The organism is Glutamicibacter sp. BS14, from assembly GCF_056934375.1.
Window position 1 is genome coordinate 1,609,248 of the sequence record NZ_CM167801.1, and the last position, 21,324, is coordinate 1,630,571.

20 protein-coding genes are annotated in these 21,324 nt (G+C 60.5%); 13 read left to right on the forward strand and 7 right to left on the reverse strand.

The window, feature by feature from the left end; all coding sequences use genetic code 11:
• Positions 1-8: 8 nt before the first annotated feature.
• Complete coding sequence (locus AC1Z36_RS07595) at positions 9-683, forward strand: redox-sensing transcriptional repressor Rex (protein WP_483561898.1); 675 nt, start codon at positions 9-11, stop codon at positions 681-683.
• A 106-nt stretch (positions 684-789) separates the two neighbouring features.
• Here the strand turns inward: AC1Z36_RS07595 and AC1Z36_RS07600 are convergent, their stop codons facing one another.
• On the reverse strand, positions 790-1,566 hold the full coding sequence (locus tag AC1Z36_RS07600; RefSeq protein ID WP_105656954.1) for an AI-2E family transporter: 777 nt from the start codon (positions 1,564-1,566) through the stop codon (positions 790-792).
• 173 nt (positions 1,567-1,739) lie between these two features.
• Between AC1Z36_RS07600 and AC1Z36_RS07605 the strand changes: the two genes are divergently transcribed.
• The 5 genes from AC1Z36_RS07605 to ccsB are packed head-to-tail and all read left to right on the forward strand — an operon-like array spanning position 1,740 to position 6,481.
• Positions 1,740-2,402, forward strand: a complete 663-nt coding sequence (locus AC1Z36_RS07605; protein WP_483561899.1) for a histidine phosphatase family protein — start codon at positions 1,740-1,742, stop codon at positions 2,400-2,402.
• Positions 2,403-2,438: 36 nt separating this feature from the next.
• Positions 2,439-3,032: a TlpA family protein disulfide reductase gene (locus tag AC1Z36_RS07610; RefSeq protein WP_332485937.1), complete on the forward strand. Its 594-nt coding sequence runs from the start codon at positions 2,439-2,441 to the stop codon at positions 3,030-3,032.
• 8 nt (positions 3,033-3,040) lie between these two features.
• On the forward strand, positions 3,041-3,796 hold the full coding sequence (locus AC1Z36_RS07615) for a cytochrome c biogenesis CcdA family protein (RefSeq protein ID WP_105656951.1): 756 nt from the start codon (positions 3,041-3,043) through the stop codon (positions 3,794-3,796).
• On the forward strand, positions 3,796-5,424 hold the full coding sequence (gene resB / locus AC1Z36_RS07620; protein ID WP_483561900.1) for a cytochrome c biogenesis protein ResB: 1,629 nt from the start codon (positions 3,796-3,798) through the stop codon (positions 5,422-5,424). The genes AC1Z36_RS07615 and resB overlap by 1 nt, the downstream gene beginning before the upstream one ends.
• Positions 5,417-6,481 (forward strand): c-type cytochrome biogenesis protein CcsB, encoded by a 1,065-nt coding sequence (gene ccsB, locus AC1Z36_RS07625; protein ID WP_105656949.1) that lies wholly within the window; start codon positions 5,417-5,419, stop codon positions 6,479-6,481. The genes resB and ccsB overlap by 8 nt, the downstream gene beginning before the upstream one ends.
• A gap of 265 nt (positions 6,482-6,746) precedes the next feature.
• Here the strand turns inward: ccsB and AC1Z36_RS07630 are convergent, their stop codons facing one another.
• The gene (locus AC1Z36_RS07630) at positions 6,747-7,190 is read right to left on the reverse strand and encodes a PLD nuclease N-terminal domain-containing protein (RefSeq protein ID WP_332502784.1); all 444 of its coding nucleotides are present in this window, start codon (positions 7,188-7,190) and stop codon (positions 6,747-6,749) included.
• Positions 7,191-7,243: 53 nt separating this feature from the next.
• Between AC1Z36_RS07630 and AC1Z36_RS07635 the strand changes: the two genes are divergently transcribed.
• Positions 7,244-7,534 carry a DUF4229 domain-containing protein gene (locus AC1Z36_RS07635; RefSeq protein ID WP_105656947.1) on the forward strand — a complete coding sequence of 97 codons (291 nt, stop codon included), beginning with the start codon at positions 7,244-7,246 and terminating at the stop codon, positions 7,532-7,534.
• A 134-nt stretch (positions 7,535-7,668) separates the two neighbouring features.
• Here the strand turns inward: AC1Z36_RS07635 and AC1Z36_RS07640 are convergent, their stop codons facing one another.
• From AC1Z36_RS07640 to AC1Z36_RS07650, 3 genes are all read right to left on the reverse strand, one after another.
• Positions 7,669-8,553 carry a 1,4-dihydroxy-2-naphthoate polyprenyltransferase gene (locus AC1Z36_RS07640; RefSeq protein ID WP_332502785.1) on the reverse strand — a complete coding sequence of 295 codons (885 nt, stop codon included), beginning with the start codon at positions 8,551-8,553 and terminating at the stop codon, positions 7,669-7,671.
• 75 nt (positions 8,554-8,628) lie between these two features.
• Complete coding sequence (locus AC1Z36_RS07645; protein ID WP_332728230.1) at positions 8,629-9,756, reverse strand: AMP-binding protein; 1,128 nt, start codon at positions 9,754-9,756, stop codon at positions 8,629-8,631.
• A 27-nt stretch (positions 9,757-9,783) separates the two neighbouring features.
• Entirely contained in the window at positions 9,784-10,746 is a 963-nt protein-coding gene (locus AC1Z36_RS07650) for a 1,4-dihydroxy-2-naphthoyl-CoA synthase (RefSeq protein WP_181148809.1), read from the reverse strand.
• A gap of 185 nt (positions 10,747-10,931) precedes the next feature.
• Here AC1Z36_RS07650 and AC1Z36_RS07655 point away from each other — a divergent pair, with 185 nt between their 5' ends.
• Positions 10,932-12,371, forward strand: coding sequence for an amino acid permease (locus AC1Z36_RS07655; protein WP_483561902.1), 1,440 nt, complete (start codon positions 10,932-10,934; stop codon positions 12,369-12,371).
• 72 nt (positions 12,372-12,443) lie between these two features.
• On the opposite strand, the gene AC1Z36_RS07660 is transcribed toward AC1Z36_RS07655, so the two are convergent.
• Entirely contained in the window at positions 12,444-13,871 is a 1,428-nt protein-coding gene (locus AC1Z36_RS07660) for an MFS transporter (RefSeq protein WP_483561904.1), read from the reverse strand.
• A 336-nt stretch (positions 13,872-14,207) separates the two neighbouring features.
• Between AC1Z36_RS07660 and AC1Z36_RS07665 the strand changes: the two genes are divergently transcribed.
• The 3 genes from AC1Z36_RS07665 to AC1Z36_RS07675 are packed head-to-tail and all read left to right on the forward strand — an operon-like array spanning position 14,208 to position 17,102.
• The gene (locus tag AC1Z36_RS07665; protein ID WP_483561905.1) at positions 14,208-15,431 is read left to right on the forward strand and encodes a thiolase family protein; all 1,224 of its coding nucleotides are present in this window, start codon (positions 14,208-14,210) and stop codon (positions 15,429-15,431) included.
• Position 15,432: 1 nt separating this feature from the next.
• Complete coding sequence (locus AC1Z36_RS07670) at positions 15,433-16,227, forward strand: enoyl-CoA hydratase/isomerase family protein (RefSeq protein WP_441717902.1); 795 nt, start codon at positions 15,433-15,435, stop codon at positions 16,225-16,227.
• Between the two features lie 2 nt (positions 16,228-16,229).
• The gene (locus tag AC1Z36_RS07675; protein ID WP_013349785.1) at positions 16,230-17,102 is read left to right on the forward strand and encodes a 3-hydroxyacyl-CoA dehydrogenase family protein; all 873 of its coding nucleotides are present in this window, start codon (positions 16,230-16,232) and stop codon (positions 17,100-17,102) included.
• An 80-nt stretch (positions 17,103-17,182) separates the two neighbouring features.
• Here AC1Z36_RS07675 and AC1Z36_RS07680 read toward each other — a convergent pair whose 3' ends face one another.
• On the reverse strand, positions 17,183-18,085 hold the full coding sequence (locus AC1Z36_RS07680) for a serine protein kinase RIO (protein ID WP_483561906.1): 903 nt from the start codon (positions 18,083-18,085) through the stop codon (positions 17,183-17,185).
• A gap of 139 nt (positions 18,086-18,224) precedes the next feature.
• Between AC1Z36_RS07680 and AC1Z36_RS07685 the strand changes: the two genes are divergently transcribed.
• Together AC1Z36_RS07685 and paaZ are read left to right on the forward strand one after the other, a co-directional pair.
• A complete protein-coding gene (locus tag AC1Z36_RS07685; RefSeq protein ID WP_483561908.1) occupies positions 18,225-18,947 on the forward strand; it encodes a tyrosine-protein phosphatase in 723 nt (240 codons plus the stop codon).
• A 115-nt stretch (positions 18,948-19,062) separates the two neighbouring features.
• On the forward strand, positions 19,063-21,186 hold the full coding sequence (gene paaZ / locus AC1Z36_RS07690) for a phenylacetic acid degradation bifunctional protein PaaZ (protein ID WP_483561909.1): 2,124 nt from the start codon (positions 19,063-19,065) through the stop codon (positions 21,184-21,186).
• The last annotated feature ends 138 nt before the right edge of the window (positions 21,187-21,324 follow it).

Here is a 21,324-nt window from a genome sequence, read left to right on the forward strand (position 1 = left end):
AATGCGTTGTGCTCTTCAAGAGCACCGAAAAGTGCGGGAGAACGAAGATGTCAGAGCTTGAAGCCCGGGTCCTGCCTGAGGCCACGCTGGCTCGACTGACCCAGTACTTGCGCGCGCTGAACGCCTTGGAAGCCCAGGGCCTGGAACGCACCAGTTCCGGGGTGCTGGCCAAGGAAGCTGGAGTGAACCCCTCCATCCTGCGCAAAGACCTTTCCTGGTTGGGTTCCTACGGAACCCGCGGGGTGGGCTACGTGGTCCGCGAACTGGCAGAACATATCAGCCGCACCCTCGGCCTGAACCAGGACTGGCGTGTGGCCATCCTCGGCGCCGGTAACCTGGGGCGCGCGCTCAGCGGATATGCAGGCTTCAGGACTCGTGGCTTCAACGTCGAGGCGATCCTGGATATCGACCCCGCACTGGTCGGCAGCCCGGTCGGCGAGCTGCACGTGGAAGCGATCGCGGACTTGGCCGCAGTGGTTGAACGCGAAGAAATCAACATCGCTGTTCTGGCAATTCCGGGCGATGCTGCGCAGGACCTGGTCTACGAACTGGCCGCGCTTTCGGTCCGCTCGGTGCTCTCGTTCGCACCGATGCCGCTTCGCGTACCCGCGGGCATGAACCTGCGGCGCGTTGATCTTTCCACTGAATTGCAGATCCTGGCATACCTCGCCGTTCAAGGCTGAAGCCGCGCAGACGAGAAAAGGCGTAGCCGCGTCATCCCTTGGGTGGATGGAGCGGCTACGCCTTTATTGTCCCTGCAGGGCCTCGCGAAGAGGCTCGGCCATGCGTTTAGCGGAAGCCGGCCAGGCGAGCCTGGCGGCGCTGCGCAATGTATTGCGAAGAAGGGCGCAACCAGGCGAAGACCACGCCTGCAATGCCCAACAAGATGCCCACAACGTAGACAGCGTTGATAATTCCGGCTTGAGTGTCAGCGAACATGCTGATCATTGGAACGATAGTCACCAGATTCAGCAGTGAAAGCGCACCGAGGATCGTGGCGATAATTCGCATGGCGCCCACGCCGCGGCCAACGAAGAAGCCCACCAGGAAATACAGGGCCAAGGTGATGATCATGGAGATAATCACGAAGGTCGACATCATGGAATTGACCTGGGCCATGAAGGCCTCAGGGCTTGCCATCATCTGTTCAACCAGTGGATCCTGCTCCATGCCCGGGGTGCTCTGCATCTGGTTCTGGAACTCTTCTTGCACCAGCGACCACTGCTGGCCAATCATGTTGGCCATCATGTTGGAGTTGGTCATCAGCCAGCTGGCGAGGGCACTGAAGATGCCCGCGAGCATGATCAAGCCAAAGGCGATAGCCAAGGTCCGTGGCCGCTCGGTCGGCGGCTGCACGCCGGCGTAACCTCCCTGCTGGGCATACTGGTCGTAGCCCGGTGCCTGCGGTTGCCCGTAAGGATTCGGATTCTGGCCGTACGGGTTCTGGCCGTACGGCGAGGGCTGCTGGCCGTAGGGGTTTTCGCCGTACGGGTTCTGCGATGAACCCTGGCCGGAAGGGCCCGGGTTGTAGGGCTGGCCCGGCTGGTTAGGATCGTTGTCGCTCATGATGCGTCCTTCTGGTCGAACTGTCTTATTGACTAAGCGTAATGGCAGTCGATTGTGAGCAACCCCTCCGAAAGGATGGTTTTTCCATATGGGATTCCAATGCGTGTCCTGTGAATAGTTGACGGTGGCCACAATATGGCTAATTTGCACCGAATATTTGAGACACTGGAGGCATGCCTTTATCGACCGTCCATTTGTTGCGCCACGGGGAAGTTTTCAACCCTGACCGTATGCTCTACGGCAGGATCCCCGGCTTCGGGCTCTCGGAACTCGGATTCCAGATGGCCGATGGGGCAGGAGAATATTTTGCCAAGCGCCAAGCAGAAGGCGGCAACGTGGTGCGTCTGGTGGCCTCACCGCTCCTGCGAGCCCAGCAGACAGCCGCGCCGACCTCCAATGCTCTGGATCTGCAGGTCCACACCGACGAGCGGGTTATCGAAGCCGGCAACAAGCTGGAAGGGCTGTCCAAGGTTGCGGAGCACCTGCGTCAGCCGAAGTACTGGCCGCTGCTGGTCAACCCGCTGAAGCCTTCATGGGGCGAACCATATGCCCAGCAGGTTGCTCGCATGCGCCTGGCCATGGATGAGCACCGCAAGGCCGCCCTCGCCGAGCACGGCGAAGGAGCGGAAGTCATTATCGTCAGCCACCAGCTGCCGATCTGGGTTACGCGCCGCGCCGCCGAGAAGAAGCCGCTGTGGCACGATCCGCTCCAGCGCGAGTGCACCCTGGCTTCCATCACCAGCTTTGATTTTGAGGGAGACGAATTGGTCTCCGTGCGTTACACCGAACCGTGCCCCGAGCTGCTTGCCGGCGCGGCGAATATCCCTGGAGCCTAAAGCAAAATGACAGATCCTGTGCCTAATCCTCGCCACTTGAGCCGCCGCACCATGTTGCGTTCGCTCATGGTTGCCGCCGCCGTGGTGCCCTTGGCTGCCTGCAGCGGCAAGGAAGATGCGCTGACCGCGCAAGCAAACAGCGGCGACGGCAAGAACTACATCGCTGGCGACGGCGCCGTGGAAGAGTACGAAGTTTCCAAGCGCAGCGAACCGGTTGCCCTCAAGGCCACCACCTACCATGGCACCGATATCGACTTCACGCAGTGGCAGGGCAAGCCCGTAGTCATGAACTTCTGGTATGCCGCCTGCGCTCCGTGCCGCATCGAGGCACCGGATCTGAAGGAAATCGCTGAAGGCTTCGGCGAGAAAGTCGAATTCATTGGCGTCAACGTACGCGATGAAGCCGAAGCGGCGAAGGCCTTCGAGCGCACTTTCGAGATTCCCTATGAGTCGGTACAGGATACCTCCGGGGACATCCAGCTGGCGATGACCAAGTACGTCCCGTTGCAAGCGGTTCCATCCACCTTGGTGCTGGACCGCCAGGGCCGTGTCCGTGCCCGCGTGATCGGTGCCGTAGAGCCTGGCACCCTGAAGTCATTGATCGACTCCGCTCTGACCGAAGAGTTGTGAGCTGATCAGTGACCACTAATCCCTTTGCCGACATCGTCCTGGACGGGTCGTTGCTGCTGGCTGCCCCAGTAGCACTGCTGGCCGGGCTGGTCTCCTTCCTTTCGCCTTGCGTCCTGCCGCTGGTGCCGGGCTACCTCGGTTACGTCACCGGGTTGACTGGTGCGGATCTGAAGGAGCACCGGCGCGGCCGCGTGGTCTCCGGCGTACTGCTCTTTGTCCTGGGATTCTCCGTGGTCTTCATCGCAGCGGGCGTGCTTTTCAGCCAGGCCTCCGCGTGGCTCAGGTTCAACGGCTCCTGGGTCACCCAGGCATTGGGCCTGGTCGTGGTCTTCATGGGCATCGTGTTCATGGGCGGCTTCTCCTGGATGCAGCGTGACCGCAAGATCCACAGGAAACCGCCTGCAGGCCTGTGGGGTGCCCCGGTTCTGGGGCTGACCTTCGGCCTGGGGTGGGCACCGTGCATCGGCCCCACCTTGAGTGCGGTACTGATCATGTCCACCGGTGTGGACGCGAACGTAGGGCGTGGAACGCTCCTGACTGTGTTCTATTGCCTCGGATTGGGTTTGCCCTTCATCCTGATTGCAATGGGGTTGCAGCGCGGCATGCAGGCGCTGGCGTTCTTCCGCAAGCACCAGGTTTTCATCATGCGTTTGGGCGGGGTACTACTCATTGCCTTGGGACTGGTCATGGTGACCGGTCTGTGGGGAACATGGGTAGCAGAACTGCAAAACTGGTTTGCCAATGAAGTGAGGTTGCCAATTTAATGGCGAAACAACAACGGAATTCCAAGGGAACTGGCGACGCGCCTGCTCTGGGATTCATGGGTTCCATGCGTTGGATCTGGACCCAGCTGACATCGATGCCAACAGCCTTGTTCTTGCTGTTGCTGCTCGCCGTCGCTGCGGTACCGGGATCGATCTTCCCGCAACGCGACGCCAACCCCGAATCTGTAGCCCAGTACCTGGAACAGCACACCACCGCTGGTCCATGGCTGGATCGCTTCCAGATGTTCGAAGTGTATTCATCGGTGTGGTTCTCCGCGATCTACATCTTGCTGTTCGTCTCGCTGATTGGCTGCATCATCCCGCGTGTGAAGAAGCACGCCAAAGCCTTGCGCACCCCGCCGCCGAGGACCCCGGTGCGCCTGGAACGACTTCCCCAGTACAGCTCGCATGAAATTCTGGAAGGCGAGACGGATACGCCCGATGACCAGCAGGTCATCGAGGATTCGTTCAGGATCCTGAAGAAGCGCGGCTACCGTGTCGAGCGCCGCGAGGATGCCACCGGGGCCTCGGTTGCCGCAGAGCGCGGGTATACCCGCGAAATCGGCAACCTGCTCTTCCACATCTCGCTGATGGGCGTACTGGCTTCGGCCGCGATCGGCGGAGCCCTGGGCTACACCGGGCAGCGCGTGGTTGTCGAGGGGGAGACCTTCGTGAATTCGCTGGTGGCCTACGACTCCTTCACCCCGGGCACCGGCTTCAATGCCGATAATTTGCCGCCCTTTGCTGTGACGCTGGACAAATTCGACATCATCTTCGACCGCGAATCCGAATCGCATTTCGGACAGCCGCTGGACTTCACCGCCCACGTCAAGGTGCGCGAATCGCCCGATGCCGAGCCAGTGAAGCAGGAGCTGAAGGTCAACCATCCGCTGCGGATCAGCGGCGGTGACGTGTACCTGGTCGGCAATGGCTACGCCCCGGTGATCACCGTCAAGGATGGCAACGGCAATGTCTCCTATTCCGGCCCGGCGGTTTCCATTCCGCAGGATTCGGTCTACACCTCGATGTTCGTGCTGAAGGTTCCGGACGCCGAGCCATCGCAGCTGGGCTTCCAGGGCTTCTTGCTGCCAACCGCACTAGTGGATGAGAACGGCTTCGGCATGTCGGGCGACCCCAACGCCATCAACCCCCAGCTGCACCTGAACTCGTACTCCGGGGATCTGGGCCTTGACGACGGCAACCCGCAAAACGTGTTCGTGCTGGACACGGAGAAGATGGAACCGCTGAACAGCCGTGATTTGGATGCCGGCGGCATCATCCTCGAAGCGGGGCAGACCTACGAACTGCCCGACGGCAAGGGCTCGATTACCTTTGAAGACCTCAAGCGCTTCGTCGCATTGGACATCAATCATGACCCGGGCAAGCTGCCAATCGGCATTTTCTCAGGTCTGGCGCTAATCGGCCTTGCGGTCTCGCTGTTCACCCCGCGACGCCGCGTCTGGGTGAAGCTGAAACAAGAAAACGGCAAGCGTAGTATCGAGTACGCACTGCTGGCACGTGGCGAGGATCCGCGTCTGGAACGCGAAGCTGCAGAACTACAGAAGATCTTTGACAAGGCTTGGCCATTGGCAAGCCAGGAGCAGAACCAAGGAGCAGTAAATGGATAACGCTGGGGCATTAGCGCCAATCAATGAAACGCTGGGTGAATACAGCCAGTTGTTCATGCTGCTGGCCGCCATGGTCTACGGAGTGGTCTTCATCATTTTCGCCTTGGACCTGGCAAAGACCAACAAGTCCATCAGCGAAATGGATTCCGAAGCGCTCAAGCGCGACGAGGAACTGCTGGTTAGCGCCGGCGGCGCCGTGGGCACCAAGCCCCGTTCGCGCCGGGGTGCCGCTGTGCGTGCCGACAACGTCGGCGAGCATATCGTGACCGACAAGATGGAGTACACGCAGTTGTCGGCCAAGCGCCCCACGGCTCGCATTGCCGTGGTGCTGATGTGGCTGGCCGCTGCCCTGCACGGCGGTGCCGTGGTTTCCCGTGCGATAGCCGCGCACCGAGTGCCCTGGGGCAACATGTACGAGTTCCTGTCCACCGGTGCATTCCTGGTGGCTCTGGTCTTCTTGCTGGTGCTGATCTTCAAGGACCTGCGCTTCATGGGATCCTTCATCTCCGGCCTGGTCACCTTGATGCTGTGCGGTGCCACCATCGGCTTCCCGACACCGGTTGGCCACCTCGTTCCTGCCCTGCAGTCGCCATGGATCGTCATTCACGTCTCCATCGCCGTCCTGGCGTCGGCACTGTTCGCCATCAGCTTCGCCATGAATGTGCTGCAGCTGGTACAGCATGCTCGCATGAACCGGCTGGCCGCTGGCCAGGACGACAAGCTGCCCTTCATGCGCGTGGTGCCAGGTGCCGGAGCATTGGAGAACTTCGCCTACCGCATCAACACCATCGGCTTCGTGATGTGGACCTTCACTGTCATCGCTGGTGCGATCTGGGCTGAGGCCGCTTGGAGCCGCTACTGGGGCTGGGATCCAAAGGAAGTCTGGTCCTTCGTGATCTGGGTTGTCTACGCAGGCTACCTGCACGCCCGTGCCACCGGTGGCTGGACGGGCCCACGCTCGGCCTGGTTGTCGATCATCGGCTTCCTGTGCGTGGTCTTCAACTTCACCATCGTGAATATCTTCTTCGACGGTCTGCACTCCTACGCCGGAGTCTAGTTCCTAAGAATCCAGCACTGCGAGCGGTTTCCCTTTAGCGGGGAGGCCGCTCGCAGTACTTTAAGCGTTCGTTGCAGGCCCTGGTACTCAAGTGCGGGGCACTGACGGGCGCCTGCCCCGTCCGTCCCTCCAGCGCCCGTAGAGGAAGCCCCGCGCCCCGGGCCGCCTGCAAGAATGCCCGAAGCTCCCACGAGGCATGAAAAAAGCCCAGCGGCGCTGGCACGCGTGCTGGGCTGGTTGCCGGAATCCCGGCAGAACTAGGTGGTTATTCGGTTTCAGACGAAGAGCTGTCGGTGCCTTCTGGCTTGTTCTTGCGTTCTGCACCTGGCTTCGGTTCCTTGGCCTCAGGCTTGGCTGGTTTCTCGCCATCGGCCTTCTGCACGTCTTCACGTTTAGTGAGGTCTTGCTCACGCGCCTTCGAGTCGGCTTCACGCTGCTGCTGGCGGCGCCAGACCTCCAGCTGGCGCAGGAAATCCTCATCGTCGTCCGGAGCCATGGACTTCTGCGCAGGGGCTCCATTTGACGCAACAGGGCGACCTAGGAGGAACCACAAACCGGCTCCGATTAGCGGAAGGAGGATGACGACCGCAATCCACGCAGGCTTAGGCAATGAACGAATGCTGCGGCGCTCTGCACGAGCGCATTCGATCAGGGTATAAATCGTCAAAGCAACCGAAACCACTGCGGCGAAAATCAATAAGCGGACCATGCTTCCATTCTAGTGATAATCCTGTTCACAGGTTCACCGGTAGAATTGAGACTATGCAGTTTGTGAAATATACCGTTATCCGCCTAGGCATATTCCTAGCCGTTTTCTTGGGCCTCTGGTTAGGTATGAAGTGGCCAATCTTCGTTTCCGGAATTATTGGCCTGGTCGTGGCCTTCGCGGTGGCCTACCTTTTCTTCAATAAACTTCGGCTAAAGGCGAACGAAGATATCCGCAACGCTTTCAGCAAGACCTCGGCAAACAAGACCAGGATGCAGCTAGCTGATGAAGCCGTTGAGGATGAATTCGACGAATCACAGCGCAAGCAGACCCCTGGCGCCGAGTAAATTTCCCCACGCAGGTTCACCTCGAACTGCATAGCCCAGCCATTAGCGCATGGCCGGCATGACAATTAACGAGATGGGCTGGCCGGATCAATTGATCCGGCCAGCCCATCTCGTTTTTCCTTCTGCAGCGGTGGCTAGGCCAAAACCTCGATGGCGATAGCCAAGGAGAAGAGCACCGCATATACGACATTGACCATGCCGGTCTGCTTAAGCACCAGCACCAGCTTTGGCAGCTGCTGCTCGCGAAGCATCAGCAGCGATGGAGCCACTGCAGGAACGAAGGTGAGCAGGACCAGCCACATCCATGGGAAGGCGCTGGTGGCCAGCAAAGGGAGGAGGATGGCTACCGCCAGCATCAGCACGTAGCTCAAGCGGGCATTGTGTTCGCCAAGGCGCACCGCCAAGGTAATCTTTCCCACCTCTTTATCGGTAGGAATGTCTCGCACATTATTGGCCATCAGCAGGGCGCAGCCAATCAGGCCGGTGCCGATGGCACCCCACAGCGAAGCCATGGTCAGCTGGTTGATCTGGGTGAAGGTGGTACCCAAGGTGGCGACCAAGCCGAAGAAGATGAAAACGTAAATATCGCCCAAGCCGCGGTAGCCGTAGGGGTTCTTGCCGCCGGTGTAGCCCCAAGCGGCGAAGATCGCGGCGACGCCTACCAGCAGCAGCGGCCACGAGGAAGAAATGATGACCAGCACGAGGCCGAAGATGGCGGCTAGCCCGAAGCAGCCGAAAGCGGCATTGCGCACGTTCTTCGGCTCGGTGAGCTTGGAACCGGTCAGGCGCAGCGGGCCGACGCGTTCGTCATCGGTGCCTCGGATGCCGTCCGAGTAGTCGTTGGAGTAGTTCACTCCGACCTGGAGCAGCAGGCCCACCAGCAGAGCCAAGACGAAACGGAACCAATGAACGGTTCCAGTTTCGCCCAGCGCGGCTGCGGTACCGATGACAACCGGGGCAATGACGATAGGCAAGGTGCGCAAACGCGCCCCAGAAACCCACTGGGAAAGTGTGGCCACTTTCTGTCCTTTCAGGGCAAACGGAAACTCGTACCCTCTAGTTTCCCGCGATTAGGCGTGCAAGGCGAATCGAGACTAGTCGCGAACGCCTAGTTCTTCGATGACCAGCTGTCGATTGAACTTGCCATTAGGCAGCTGCGGCAAGCCAAGAGGGTAGTGGCGCACGTGCTTGGGCACCGCTTCCTTGCCCAAGGTCCGGCGCACCGCTTCGAAGGCATCGGCGGTATTGGTCGGGCCCGCATAGGCCAGGCCAACGCTGTGGCCCCATTGCGGATCGGGCACCGGGACCACGATTGCCTGCGTGAAGAATTCTTCCAGCAGCCCTTCAATCTTCGATGCCGAAAGCTTGATGCCCCCGGTATTGATCACATCATCGATGCGTCCAATGATCTTCAACCGCTGTTTTTCAACGGTGCCCAGGTCATCGGTGACGTACCAGCGGACACCATCGCGTTCAATGAAGTGCTCGGCGGTGGCTTCGGGGGAGTTGGCGTATCCGTCGGCGAGCATGGGGCCGGCGACCCAGATGCGCCCCTCATGCGCTGCCAGCTGCACGCCGGGAAGGGCCGTGCCGTTGTAGACCAGGCCGCCGGAAGTTTCCGAGGACCCATAGGTCTGGAAAATCTTCAGCCCATGATGGCGGGCGCTGACCAGCAGGTCCTTGCTGGCTCGCGCGCCGCCCAAGAGGATGGCGTCGAAACGCTTCAGCGCCTGCAAGGTTTCCGGCGCCGGGTTATCCAGCAGCCGGGCAAGCTGGGTTGGAACCAGCGAGGTGATCCGGCGGGAGTCGATCATTTGATTGGCGGCTTCGGTGAATGCCGTGGCCGAGAAACTGCCCTCGGTGTCCATCACCACAGGCTTGGTGCCGGCGAACAATGAACGCGTCAGCACGCTCAGTCCCGCGACATAGTGCACCGGCAAGGCCAGCAGCCATTGGCCTTCGAAGCCGAGGAACTCGGCCGTGGCCTGCGCACTGGATGCCAACGCCGAAACGCTGAGCACCGTGCGCTTGGCCCGGCCGGTGGAACCGGAAGTCCGCACCACTGCCATGGGCTGCTCGAAACCTGGCAGGTCCTGTGGCGCCAAGTACTCGATGCGCCAGCCGTTGGGGTTGGCCTCATCGAGCAATACCTCAACGGCCGGCCCCCCGTCGTTGGCCGCCGTGGCCAACGCTGCGAGCAGTTCAGAGAGTTGTTCGTGCATATCCGGTCCTCGTTCCGTCGCGGAAGATTAGAAGTAGTAAGGGTAGTTGGACCAATCCGGGTCGCGCTTGCCCAGGAACGCGTCGCGTCCTTCTACTGCCTCATCAGTCATGTACGCCATGCGGGTGGCTTCGCCAGCGAAGACCTGCTGGCCGGCCAAGCCGTCATCGGCCAAGTTGAAAGCGAACTTCAGCATGCGGATGGCCTGCGGGGACTGGCGGGCGATGTCGGCTGCGTACTCCAGGGCCACCTCTTCGAGGCGTTCGTGCTCTACCGACTCGTTGACGGCGCCCATGCGGACCATGTCATCGGCCGAGTACTCGCGGGCAAGGAAGAAGATTTCGCGGGCGGTCTTCTGCCCGACCTGGCGGGCGAGCAATGCCGAACCGTATCCGGCATCGAAGGAACCGACGGTAGCGTCGGTCTGCTTGAACTTGCCGTTCTGCTTCGAGGCAATGGTCAGATCCGAGACCACGTGCAGCGAATGGCCGCCACCGGCAGCCCAGCCGTTGACGACGCAGAGGACAACCTTGGGCATGGTGCGCATCAGGCGCTGGACTTCCAGGATGTGCAGGCGCCCGGCACGCGCCGGGTCGATGGATTCGCGGGTCTCGCCTTCGGCATAGCGGTAGCCGTCACGGCCGCGGATGCGCTGGTCGCCGCCGGAGCAGAATGCGTGTCCGCCGTCCTTTTCGGAGGGGCCATTGCCGGTCAGCAGGACGGTGGCCACGTCGCTGGTCATGCGGGCATGGTCCATGGCGCGGAACAGCTCGTCCACGGTGTGCGGGCGGAAGGCGTTGCGCACCTCGGGGCGGTCGAAAGCGATGCGCACGGTCGGAAGGTCGCGCACGATGCTTCCATCCGCCGCTCGCTGGACTTGGCGATGGTAAGTGATGTCGGTGAAGTCGAATCCCTCGACCACGCGCCAGCGCGTTGGGTCGAAGACATCGGAGACCTTCTCGGGCAATGCGGAATTATTCAGGCTACTCACCCTATGAATGCTAGTCGGTTTCGTCCGGAACTCTAAGAAAGGAGGAGTAGACTTTTCACGGCCCGACTCGCGGTTGCGCGTGGAATCCCCGCCCGTACGACTTGGACCATCCAGTGAATCACCGGATTCATTTCACGATTTTTGCACGGATCCATTGAACGCGTCCGTAGGTCAGGAGTTCATCTATGCCATCTGGTCAGCATCGCCCGGCAACCCCGGAAATCAGTGCCGAGGGCTACAAGAAATCCCTGAGCCGCCGCCACGTCCAGATGATCGCGATCGGCGGAGCCATCGGTGTAGGCCTGTTCATGGGCTCCGGCGGGCGCCTGGCCTCGACCGGTCCGGCGCTGGTGCTGTCCTATCTGGTAGCTGGCGCCTTGGCTTACCTGCTGATGCGGGCACTGGGCGAACTGATCATGTACCGCCAGACTTCCGGTTCCTTCGTCTCGTACGCGGCTGAGCTCTTCGGTCCCAAAGGCGCCTTCATCTCCGGATGGATGTACGTGCTGAATTGGATCATGACCGGCATTGCCGAGCTGATCGCCATCGGCCTGTACTTCCAGTATTTCTTCCCGAATGTTCCGGTAACCGTTTCCGCGTTCTGCGCGTTGCTGCTGCTGGTGGCCATCAACCTCTTCAGCGCCAAGGCTTTCGCAGAATTCGAGTTCTGGGCAGCTTGCATCAAGGTGGCCGCGATCGTCCTGTTCCTGGCCGTGGGTACATACATGGTGGTGACCAACGCACAGGTGGGAGACCACACCGCGTCGGTGGCCAACCTCTTCATCGGCGATGAGAACGGCGAGGGCGGTATGTTCCCCCGTGGTTTCTTCGTCAGCATCCTGGTCCTGAACTCGGTGATCTTCGCCTATAACGCCATTGAACTGGTGGGCATTGCCGCCGGCGAGATGGAGAACCCGGAAAAGGAAGTTCCATCGGCAATCCGTGCGGTGGTTGTTCGCATCCTGGTCTTCTACGTAGGCAGCGTCTCCCTGCTGGCCATGGTGCTGCCATGGAACGAATACGAATCCGGGGTCAGCCCGTTTGTCACGGTCTTCGAGAAGATGGGCCTGGGCTGGGTTGGCAGCGCGATGAACCTGGTGGTGATTACCGCTGCGCTGTCCTCGTGCAACTCGGGCCTGTATTCCATCGGCCGCATCCTGCGCACCATGAGCGGCAATGGGCATGCTCCGCAGTGGCTCGCGAAGATGAACAAGCACTTTGTTCCCTCCACCGGCATTATCACCGTGGGCGTGGTCTATCTTGCCGGCGTTATCCTGAACATCTGGCTCGGTGATTCTTTCGCCTTCGACCTTGCCTTGAATACCGCATCCATCGGCGTGCTGTTCACCTGGGCCTCGATTTTCGGATGCCAGCTCATACTGCGCAAGAAAAAGGGCTCTGTTTCCTCGCTGCCCATGCCCGGGTCGCCTATTACCGGTTGGGTCGGATTGATTTCCTTGCTGGTTATCACCGTCCTGATTTCTTTCGATACCTTGACCGGGGAAAGCGGCGAGGTCTTCCCGGTGGGGCTGTACACGATCGCCACAATTCCGGTGTTCGCCTTGCTGTTGTGGGGCGGATGGCTTTTTGCTCGCAAGCACGCCCGGGTGGGCATCGATTTCTAGGCCGCCAGCGATTATGCGCCAGCCGCCAAGGGGAGCAGTGCAACTGATGCGCCCCCTTGGCGGCTGGATGGCTCAGGACGTTCGGTTTTCATCGCGCTGCACCGCAGCGAGGATGCCGGTGTCCAAGGCATCGGGAATCGCGGTGCCGCGCAGCGACGCGCCGGCGGTCTCCGGCATGAACTTGATGGCGATCGCACCAATCACGCACGCTGCCATCATGTAGATGGCCGGGAAGAGCAGGAAACCGGTGGCATTGATGGCCGCTTCATTGACCATCGCGGCGGTGCCGCCGAAGACCGCCGTAGCGATGTTGTAGGTAATCGCGAATCCTGCGAAGCGCACCTGCGAAGGGAACATCGCCGGGAACGTCGCGGTAATCGTGGCCAACTGCGGAATGTAGAGCAGACCCAGCACGGCGAAGCCGACAATGGCCCAGGCGAAGGACTTGCCCATCAGCCAGAACATCGGTATTGCCAAGACGAACAGGCCAATGACTGAGGCGTACCACATTGGCTTGCGTCCGACCTTGTCCGAAAGCGAGCCCGCAAATGGAATTACGGCCATCATGGCCACCTCGCCGATCAGGATGGTGGCCAGCGAAGCGTTGGGGGCCAGCCCCAACTGGGTTTCCAGGTACGTCGGCATGTAGCTGAGCAACGTGTAGTTCACGACGTTCAGCGCAATGACCAGTCCGGTCATGGTCAGCATGGGGCGCCAGTAGGTGAACACCAGTTCCTTGAGCGACCCGCCCTGCTGGGCTTCGCCGGATTCTTCCATCTCCTGGAAGACCGGTGTATCCTCCAATCTGCTACGCAGGTACAGGCCGATCAGGCCCATGGGCAAAGCGAGGAAGAATGGGATGCGCCAGCCGTAAGCCATCATGGCCTCCTCGCTGAGCACCACCTGCAGGCCCAGCATCACGGCGGTGCCGAGGGCGAAACCGCCCAAAGTGCCGAATTCCAAGAAGGAACCGAAGAAGCCGCGTTTGCGATCCGGCGCATACTCGGCCATGAAGGTTGCCGCGCCGCCGTACTCGCCACCGGTGGAGAAGCCCTGGATCATGCGCAGCAGCACCAGCAGGATTGGCGCGGCGACGCCAATGGCTTCGAAGGTTGGCAGGATGCCGATGAGGAAGGTGGCCAGCGACATCATGATGATGGTCAAGGCCAGGATCTTCTTGCGGCCCAGCTTGTCGCCCAGCGGGCCCCAGACCAGGCCGCCAATCGGGCGGACCAGGAAGGAGAGGGCGAAGGTGGCCAAGGCCATGAAGGTGCCGCCCTCGGTGGGGAAGAAGTGGGCGGTGATGTAGGTGACGGCCACGGCATAGACACCGTAGTCGAACCACTCGGTCATGTTGCCCATGGCCGATGCCGCAGTGGCCTTGCGAACTTCTTGCCGGCCTTCTTGCGTGTTCATGTCCGGCCCGATGTCATGGTCCAGGTCGGGAGTGAAATTATGTGCATTCGAGTTGTCGTTTGGCTGGCTATGTTCCGGTTGCATTGCTGCTCCGTTGTTTTCAGCTTTCCGTCGACCGATCGCCCTAAGGCCAGATAGGAATTCATCGCCTTGGCCGCGGTCCACGATCCGGGAGTTCCCCGGAGTCGGTTAAATACCAGAGGCTATTCGAATCAATTTCTAAAATCAACCACTGACATGGAATTGATTGCCCGCAATTGCGGACAGAACGGGGGTTGGCCCGTGGCCCGGCCATGTGGTCTCGGCGGCCTTGAAATGCTCAATTGTGAAAATCCGGCGACCCGCGACTTTATTATTGAACGAATGGTCGGTAAGTTTAGGTGTTGAGGGTCACTAACCATTTTGGCATAAGGAGCACAGATGACCGAGGCATTTCTCGTAGGTGGAGCACGCACGCCGGTAGGCCGTTATGGAGGTGCGCTCAGTGCCGTGCGCCCCGATGACCTGGCAGCGCTGACTATTCGCCGAGTCATTGAAGACGCGGGCATCGATCCGGCCGACGTTGATGAAGTCATCTACGGAAACGCCAACGGCGCGGGCGAAGAGAACCGCAATGTTGCCCGCATGGCTGCGCTGCTGGCCGGCCTGCCCGTGACCGTCCCGGGCATCACGGTCAACCGCCTCTGCGCCTCGGGCATGAGCGCCATTACGATGGCCAGCCATATGATCAAGGCAGGAGCTGCGGACATCGTGATCGCCGGCGGCACCGAATCCATGTCGCGCGCCCCCTGGGTGATGGAAAAGCCATCCAAGGCCTTCGCCAAGCCAGGAGCAACCTTCGACACCTCCATCGGCTGGCGCTTCACCAACCCGCAGTTCCTCTCCGGCGAATACTCGCGTGATGGCAAGGCCACCTTCTCCATGCCGGAGACCGCTGAGGAAGTCGCCCGCGTCTACAACATCTCCCGCGAGGACTGCGACCAGTTCGCCGTGCAGTCCCACGAAAAGGCCATCGCCGCCATTGAAGCTGGCCGCTTCGTCGATGAAATCGTCCCGGTGACCGTCAAGCACCGCAAGGGCGAGAGCATCGTGGACACCGATGAAGGCCCGCGCCCCGGCACCACCATGGACGTGCTGTCCGGACTGCGCCCGGTCGTCAAGGGCGGCAGCGTAGTTACCGCCGGCAACGCCTCCACGCTGAACGACGGCGCCTCGGCCATCCTGGTGGTTTCCGAACGCGCCCTGAAGAAGTACGGGCTGACCCCGCGCGCCCGCATCGTCGATGGCCAGGCCGCCGGCCTGGAGCCGGAAATCATGGGCATGGGCCCAGTTCCAGCCACCCGCAAGGTGCTGGAACGTGCCGGGCTGGGCATCGAGCAGATCGGCGCCATGGAGATCAATGAAGCCTTCGCCAGCCAGTCGCTGGCCAGCATGCGCGAGCTCGGCGTGGATCCGCAGATCGTGAACCGCGACGGGGGAGCCATCGCATTGGGCCATCCGCTGGGATCCAGCGGTTCACGCATTGTGATCACCCTGCTGGGCCGCATGGAACGCGAACTGGTCTCAGCGCCGCGCAAGCTGGCGGTCGCCACCATGTGCGTCGGCGTGGGTCAAGGCTCGGCCATCTTGCTGGAAGGAGCCTAGAGTGGAAAGCCTCGATAGCGAATTCCAGACCCTCAAGGTCAGCGAAACCGATGATCGACTATGGGTCCGGCTCCACCGGCCCGAGGTGCGCAATGCGATCGACCAGGCGATGGTCGACGAACTGCATGCCGTCTGCGATTACCTGGAAAGGAATCCCAAAATCCTGATCTTAGCCGGCACTGCCAGCCAAGCGCCCAGCGCCGCGAATCCCAAGGGGAGCAAGGGGATCTTTGCTTCCGGTGCCGACATTTCGCAGCTGCGAGAACGCCGCCGCGATGATGCACTCGCCGGGATCAACTCTGGGATCTTCGATCGCGTCGCCAAGCTGCCGATGCCCGTGATCGCCGCCCTTGACGGATTTGCTTTGGGCGGGGGAGCAGAACTGGCCTACGCCGCGGACTTCCGCATCGGCACCGAAGAGCTGCGCATGGGCAATCCCGAAACCAACCTCGGCATCATCGCCGCGGCCGGCGCGACCTGGAGGCTCAAGGAGCTGGTGGGTGAACCGATGGCCAAGGAGATCCTCCTGGCTGGCAAGGTGCTCACCGGCCGGCAGTGCCTGGAAACAGGACTGATCACGGAAATGCATCCGGCCAACGAACTGGATGCGGCGGCTGAGGCGCTGGCTGATCGCATTGCGGCCCAGGATCCCTTGGCTGTGCGGATCACCAAGTCGGTATTCCACGCTCCGCGTGAAGCCCATCCGGTCATCGACACTTTGGCCCAGGGGATGCTGTTCGAATCCCAAGCCAAGTTTGAACGCATGCAGGCATTCCTTGATCGAAAGAAGAAGTAACCATGAGTGCAACCAATGAAATTGTGATGGGCCAGCTGCCTAAGTACAGCGGGGTACTCGGCGGCGGCCGCATGGGCGCGGGAATCGCCCACGCCCTGCTGACCAGCGGCAGCACGGTGGTTGTCGTTGAGCGCGATGAGGCCTCTGCGCAGGCTGCCTATGAGAGGGTCGCCGAGTCCGTCGACAAGTCCATCGCGCGCGGCGTCGTGTGCGAATCCAAAGATGAGCTCATGCAGCGTTTCTCGGTGAGCACGGACTACGAGCAATTCGCCACCGCTCAATTGGTGATCGAGGCAGTTCCGGAAATCTGGGATTTGAAGGTCTCCTCGCTGCAGGCTGTGGAGCAGGTGCTGGACGCCGAGGCCGTGCTGGCCTCGAATACGTCCTCCCTGTCGGTCAGCGGGCTGGCTAAGGAACTGGCTCGGCCCGGCAAGTTCCTCGGGCTTCATTTCTTCAACCCGGTGCCCGCCTCGACGCTCATCGAGGTGGTCATCGGCGAGCAGACTGATAAGAACCTGGTTGATGCATCGCGCAGCTGGGTACAGGCGCTGGGGAAGACCGCCGTGGTGGTCAATGACGCTCCGGGCTTCGCTTCTTCGCGCCTGGGCGTGGCAATCGCCCTGGAAGCCATGCGCATGGTGGAAGAAGGCGTAGCCAGCGCCGAAGACATCGATAATGCCATGGTCCTGGGTTACAAGCACCCAACCGGACCGCTGAAAACCACCGACATTGTCGGCTTGGATGTGCGCCTGGGAATCGCAGAATACCTCCATGAGACCTTGGGTGACCGGTTTGCTCCACCGCAGATCCTCAGGGATATGGTGGCCGAGGGCAAGCTGGGGCGCAAGAGCGGCCAAGGCTTCTACAGCTGGTAGGAAACCCGCCATATAACCTTCAGCGACAACGGCCTCCGCCGGTCAGGAATGACTGGCGGAGGCCATTGTCCCTCTGGATCCTAGAAGAGATGTTCTAGCAGTGAAGCAAAGAGCTCATCTGGATCATGTGACAGTCCCTTGGAATCAAACCACTCGCACAAATTGACGCAGTCGCGGTGCAAGAAGTCCATGCCTTGCGGATTGCCCGCCAAATCCACGCACTGCGGAACATCGATGACCACTAGGCGCTCGCCGGAAACCAGGAGGTTGTAGGCGGACAGGTCGCCATGGGCAATGCCCAATCCAGCGAACTTCTCAAGGGCGTCAGTGAGTTGATCCCATAGTGCGGGAAGCCGTGGATCAAAGCGCGCAAGCTGTTGCAGGCGGGGTGCTGCCGCCAGCGAATTGTCCGGGTCGGCAATGAATTCCATGAGGATTTCGGTGCCGTCAATCTGTACCGGATACGGCACCGAAATGCCGGCTTCGTAACAGCGCAAGAGGTAGGTCCATTCCGCGTTGGCCCACTGCAAAGCGGCGATGTCCCGGCCGTAGGCGGAATTGTTGCTGATGGCTCGATTATCGCGCGAGCGCCGGGCAGACCTGCCATCGCTATAAGCTTGCGAACGGCTGAATTGAAGGTGGTCGCGGGAGCGATAGCGTTTGGCGGCCAGTAAGCTTGAGCGCTCCTGTGTTGCTCGTTCCAACAGGAAGACGTCGCCTTCTTTGCCGGTTTTGAGGATGCCTAATTCGGTGTCTACGGCACCGGCGTCCTCAATCAGCCATAGCGGGTATGGTTGCGGCCCGCGCATGCCCTTTTCGATAAACGGCCAGGTGGAGTAGCGCTGGCCAGCCGGTGGCTCATCCGAGGATGATTCGTTCCATACGGGCTTGTGCCTGCGGTATTTGAGTTTGGTATCTGCGTCAGCGAAGTTGGACGAGGTTACCTGTGAGCTGGTGGTTGGTTCTCCAGCAGGAAAATGCATGGGGATAAGTCCTTAGAAAAAGAGATCAATGACCGGGAACTGCGGTAAGCAATCATCGTTACCCTCCTTCAATAGACTGATTGGCAGTTGCCAATGAGTAGAACTCTACAACAGAGAATCAATATGTTGCAATGGGTAAATGAGCCAGGGCCTGAACTATCAAAAGCAAAGCGGAGATCTGGAATGGGATGGATCCGTGAATGCGCGGCATATTTGCGGAGCCTTTTATCGAATGGGTCGCCACGAGTGGCTTAGTGCCCGGGGCTGGCAGCAAATGCACGAGGGCGGAGTCAGCAAGGTCGTGGACCTGCGCAACCCCAACGAGATCCGCCGGCGGGAGCATGACCCCGCCGTACCCCAGGCAGCGTTCTCCGGCATTGAACTGGTGAACCTGCCGCTGGAGACGCCCGGCAATCCGAGGTTCGAATCGATTGCCGTGCCATATATGAAACACACCGCCATGTACAGGTTGGTGTGCGAAGAATTCGGCGACCAACTGCGTGCAGTCTTCGAGAATTTGGCGAACTCCCAAGGGTCAACCGTGATCCACTGTTCGGCAGGCCGCGACCGCTCCGGCGTGATTGCCACCATGCTGCTGGATCTCGCAGGTTCCCGGGATCAGATTCTCGTCCATGATGAGCTGGCGGTGCGGGGTATCAATGAATGGCATCGTGTCTCGCCGCGAAAGCATCCCTACGAGAGCTATCGGGGTGAAGAAGAGCTGCGGGAAATCATTCAAGAAAGAGCCACGGCCCTGTCGGAATTCTGTGCATGGCTTGGTACGGCCCGCTCCTATCTGCTGTCCCAGGGCATGAGCGAGGAGGGTCTCGATCACCTGAGTGATCTCGCACGGAATTCCTGAGTAGCGGGCGGGGTGGAGAATTCTCGCGATCAACAATTTGAGGTGTTCCCGGTCACGCTCTTGCTGATAAGGTTAAGGTTAATACTGACCGACCGTTCAGGAAGGAATTATGTCGATGTCGACAAAACAGATCAGAGTGGTACCCAGCTTTATCGCCGGAGAATGGCGGACCCCGCAGTCCGAGGGCGGAACAGAAGTCCGCGACGCCAACACCGGAGAACTTCTAGCCACTGTCACCAATGACAAGCTGGATGTTGCAGTGGCGGTGGACTATGGCCGTGGCACCGGGCATCAGGAGCTGGCCAAGCTCTCCTTGCATGAGCGCGCACTCAAGCTCAAGGAACTCGCGCTGTATCTGAACGAGCGACGCAAAGACCTTTACGAGATTTCCTTCAAGACCGGGGCCACCAAAATCGATTCCATGGTGGATATCGATGGCGGAATCGGTGTTCTGTTCACATTCTCATCCAAGGGCCGCCGTGAACTTCCCAATAGCAATGTCATCCTGGACGGGCCAACGGAACCGCTGAGCAAGGACGGCTCTTTTATCGGCACGCATATCTACACCGCAATGAGTGGTGTCGTGGTGCAGGTCAACGCGTTCAACTTCCCGGTATGGGGCATGCTCGAAAAGTTTGCCCCGGCGTTTATCGCTGGTGTTCCCACCATCGTCAAGCCAGCGACTCCAACGGGGTACCTCACCGAGGCAGCCGTGAGGATGATGCTGGAATCAGGCATCCTTCCCGAAGGGTCCCTGCAGCTTCTCTCGGGATCAGCCCGCGACCTGATGGACCACCTCGACTACCGTGATATGTTCGCCTTCACCGGCTCGGCCGCCACGGCCAGCAAGCTGAAGTCCCATCCAAATGTCATCGACGGGGGAGTGCGCTTCGCAGCAGAAACCGACTCCCTGAACGCGGCCATCCTCGGCCCTGATGCAGAGGAGGGAACAGCGGAATTCGAGGCCTTCGTCAAGGTCGTCGTCACCGAGATGACCTCCAAGGCCGGCCAGAAATGCACCGCGATCCGCCGCAATATCGTGCCTTCCCATCTGGTAGAACCGGTCATTGCCGCCATCGGCCAGCGAATCGAGCAGCGGGTTGTCATTGGCGACCCCCGCGTCGAGGGCGTGACCATGGGTGCCTTGGCTTCCCTGGAACAGCTGGCTGATGTGCGTGCTGCAGTGCAGGACATGATTGACGCTGGTGGCGAGCTGGCCTTTGGCCGCCTGGATGCCCCAGCCGTACGCGTGGCGCCAGAACGCGACGCCGTGGCCGAATTCGGTGCCTTCATGTCTCCGGTGGTTCTGCGATGGGCCGATGCCCGCAACCCGCTTGTGCACTCCCGCGAGGCGTTCGGACCGGTCAGCTCCGTCATCGGCTACGACAATCTTGACGAAGCCGTGCGGCTGGCCGCCATGGGTGCAGGGTCGCTGGTAGCCACCGTGTGCAGCAATGACACCGACACCGTGCGTTCACTGGCCCTGGGAATCGCCGCCCACCATGGCCGCGTGCACATCCTGAACCGGGAAACCGCGCGATCAACGACCGGTCACGGTTCACCAGTGCCACACCTGGTCCATGGTGGCCCAGGGCGCGCCGGCGGCGGCGAGGAGCTGGGCGGAATCCGATCAGTGAAGCACCATATGCAGCGCACTGCCGTTCAGGGCTCGCCGAATATGCTCACTGCGCTCAGCGGCGTGTGGCATGCCGGTGCTGAACAGCGCCTGGCCGGATGCGAAAAGTTCGGCGGCCAGGAGCAATACACGCACCCGTTCCGCAAGTCGCTGGCCGAGCTGCAAGTAGGCGATGGCTTCGCCTCTGATCTGCGCGTAGTGAACCTTGAAGAGATCAGCGAATTCGCCAAGAAAACTGGCGACACCTTCTACGCCCACACCGATGCAAAGGCAGCCGAAGCGAACCCGTTCTTCCCGGGAATCGTCGCCCACGGGTACCTGCTCGTGTCGTGGGCTGCCGGCCTCTTCGTAGAGCCAGCGCCGGGGCCAGTGTTAGCCAACTACGGATTGGAATCCCTGCGCTTCATCACCCCGGTGGCTGCCGGAGATTCAATCCGCGTGACCCTGACGGCCAAGAAAATCACGCCGCGAGTCACCGATGAATATGGCGAGGTCGCATGGGATGCGATCTTGCACAACCAGAATGATGAGATTGTCGCGACCTACGATGTCTTGACCTTGGTGGAGAAAGAAAACCTCACCTACGCCAACTTCGAAGGCTAAAACGCAACTTCAGCAAGGGTGGATGCCGTCAACCACGGCATCCACCCTTTTGCGTGCTCGGAGCCAGGACAGCTTTGCCGGATATCTATGAAAGCGTTTCCAATTTTGGCAAGATTTGACGCGGAGTGAAAAATTTTA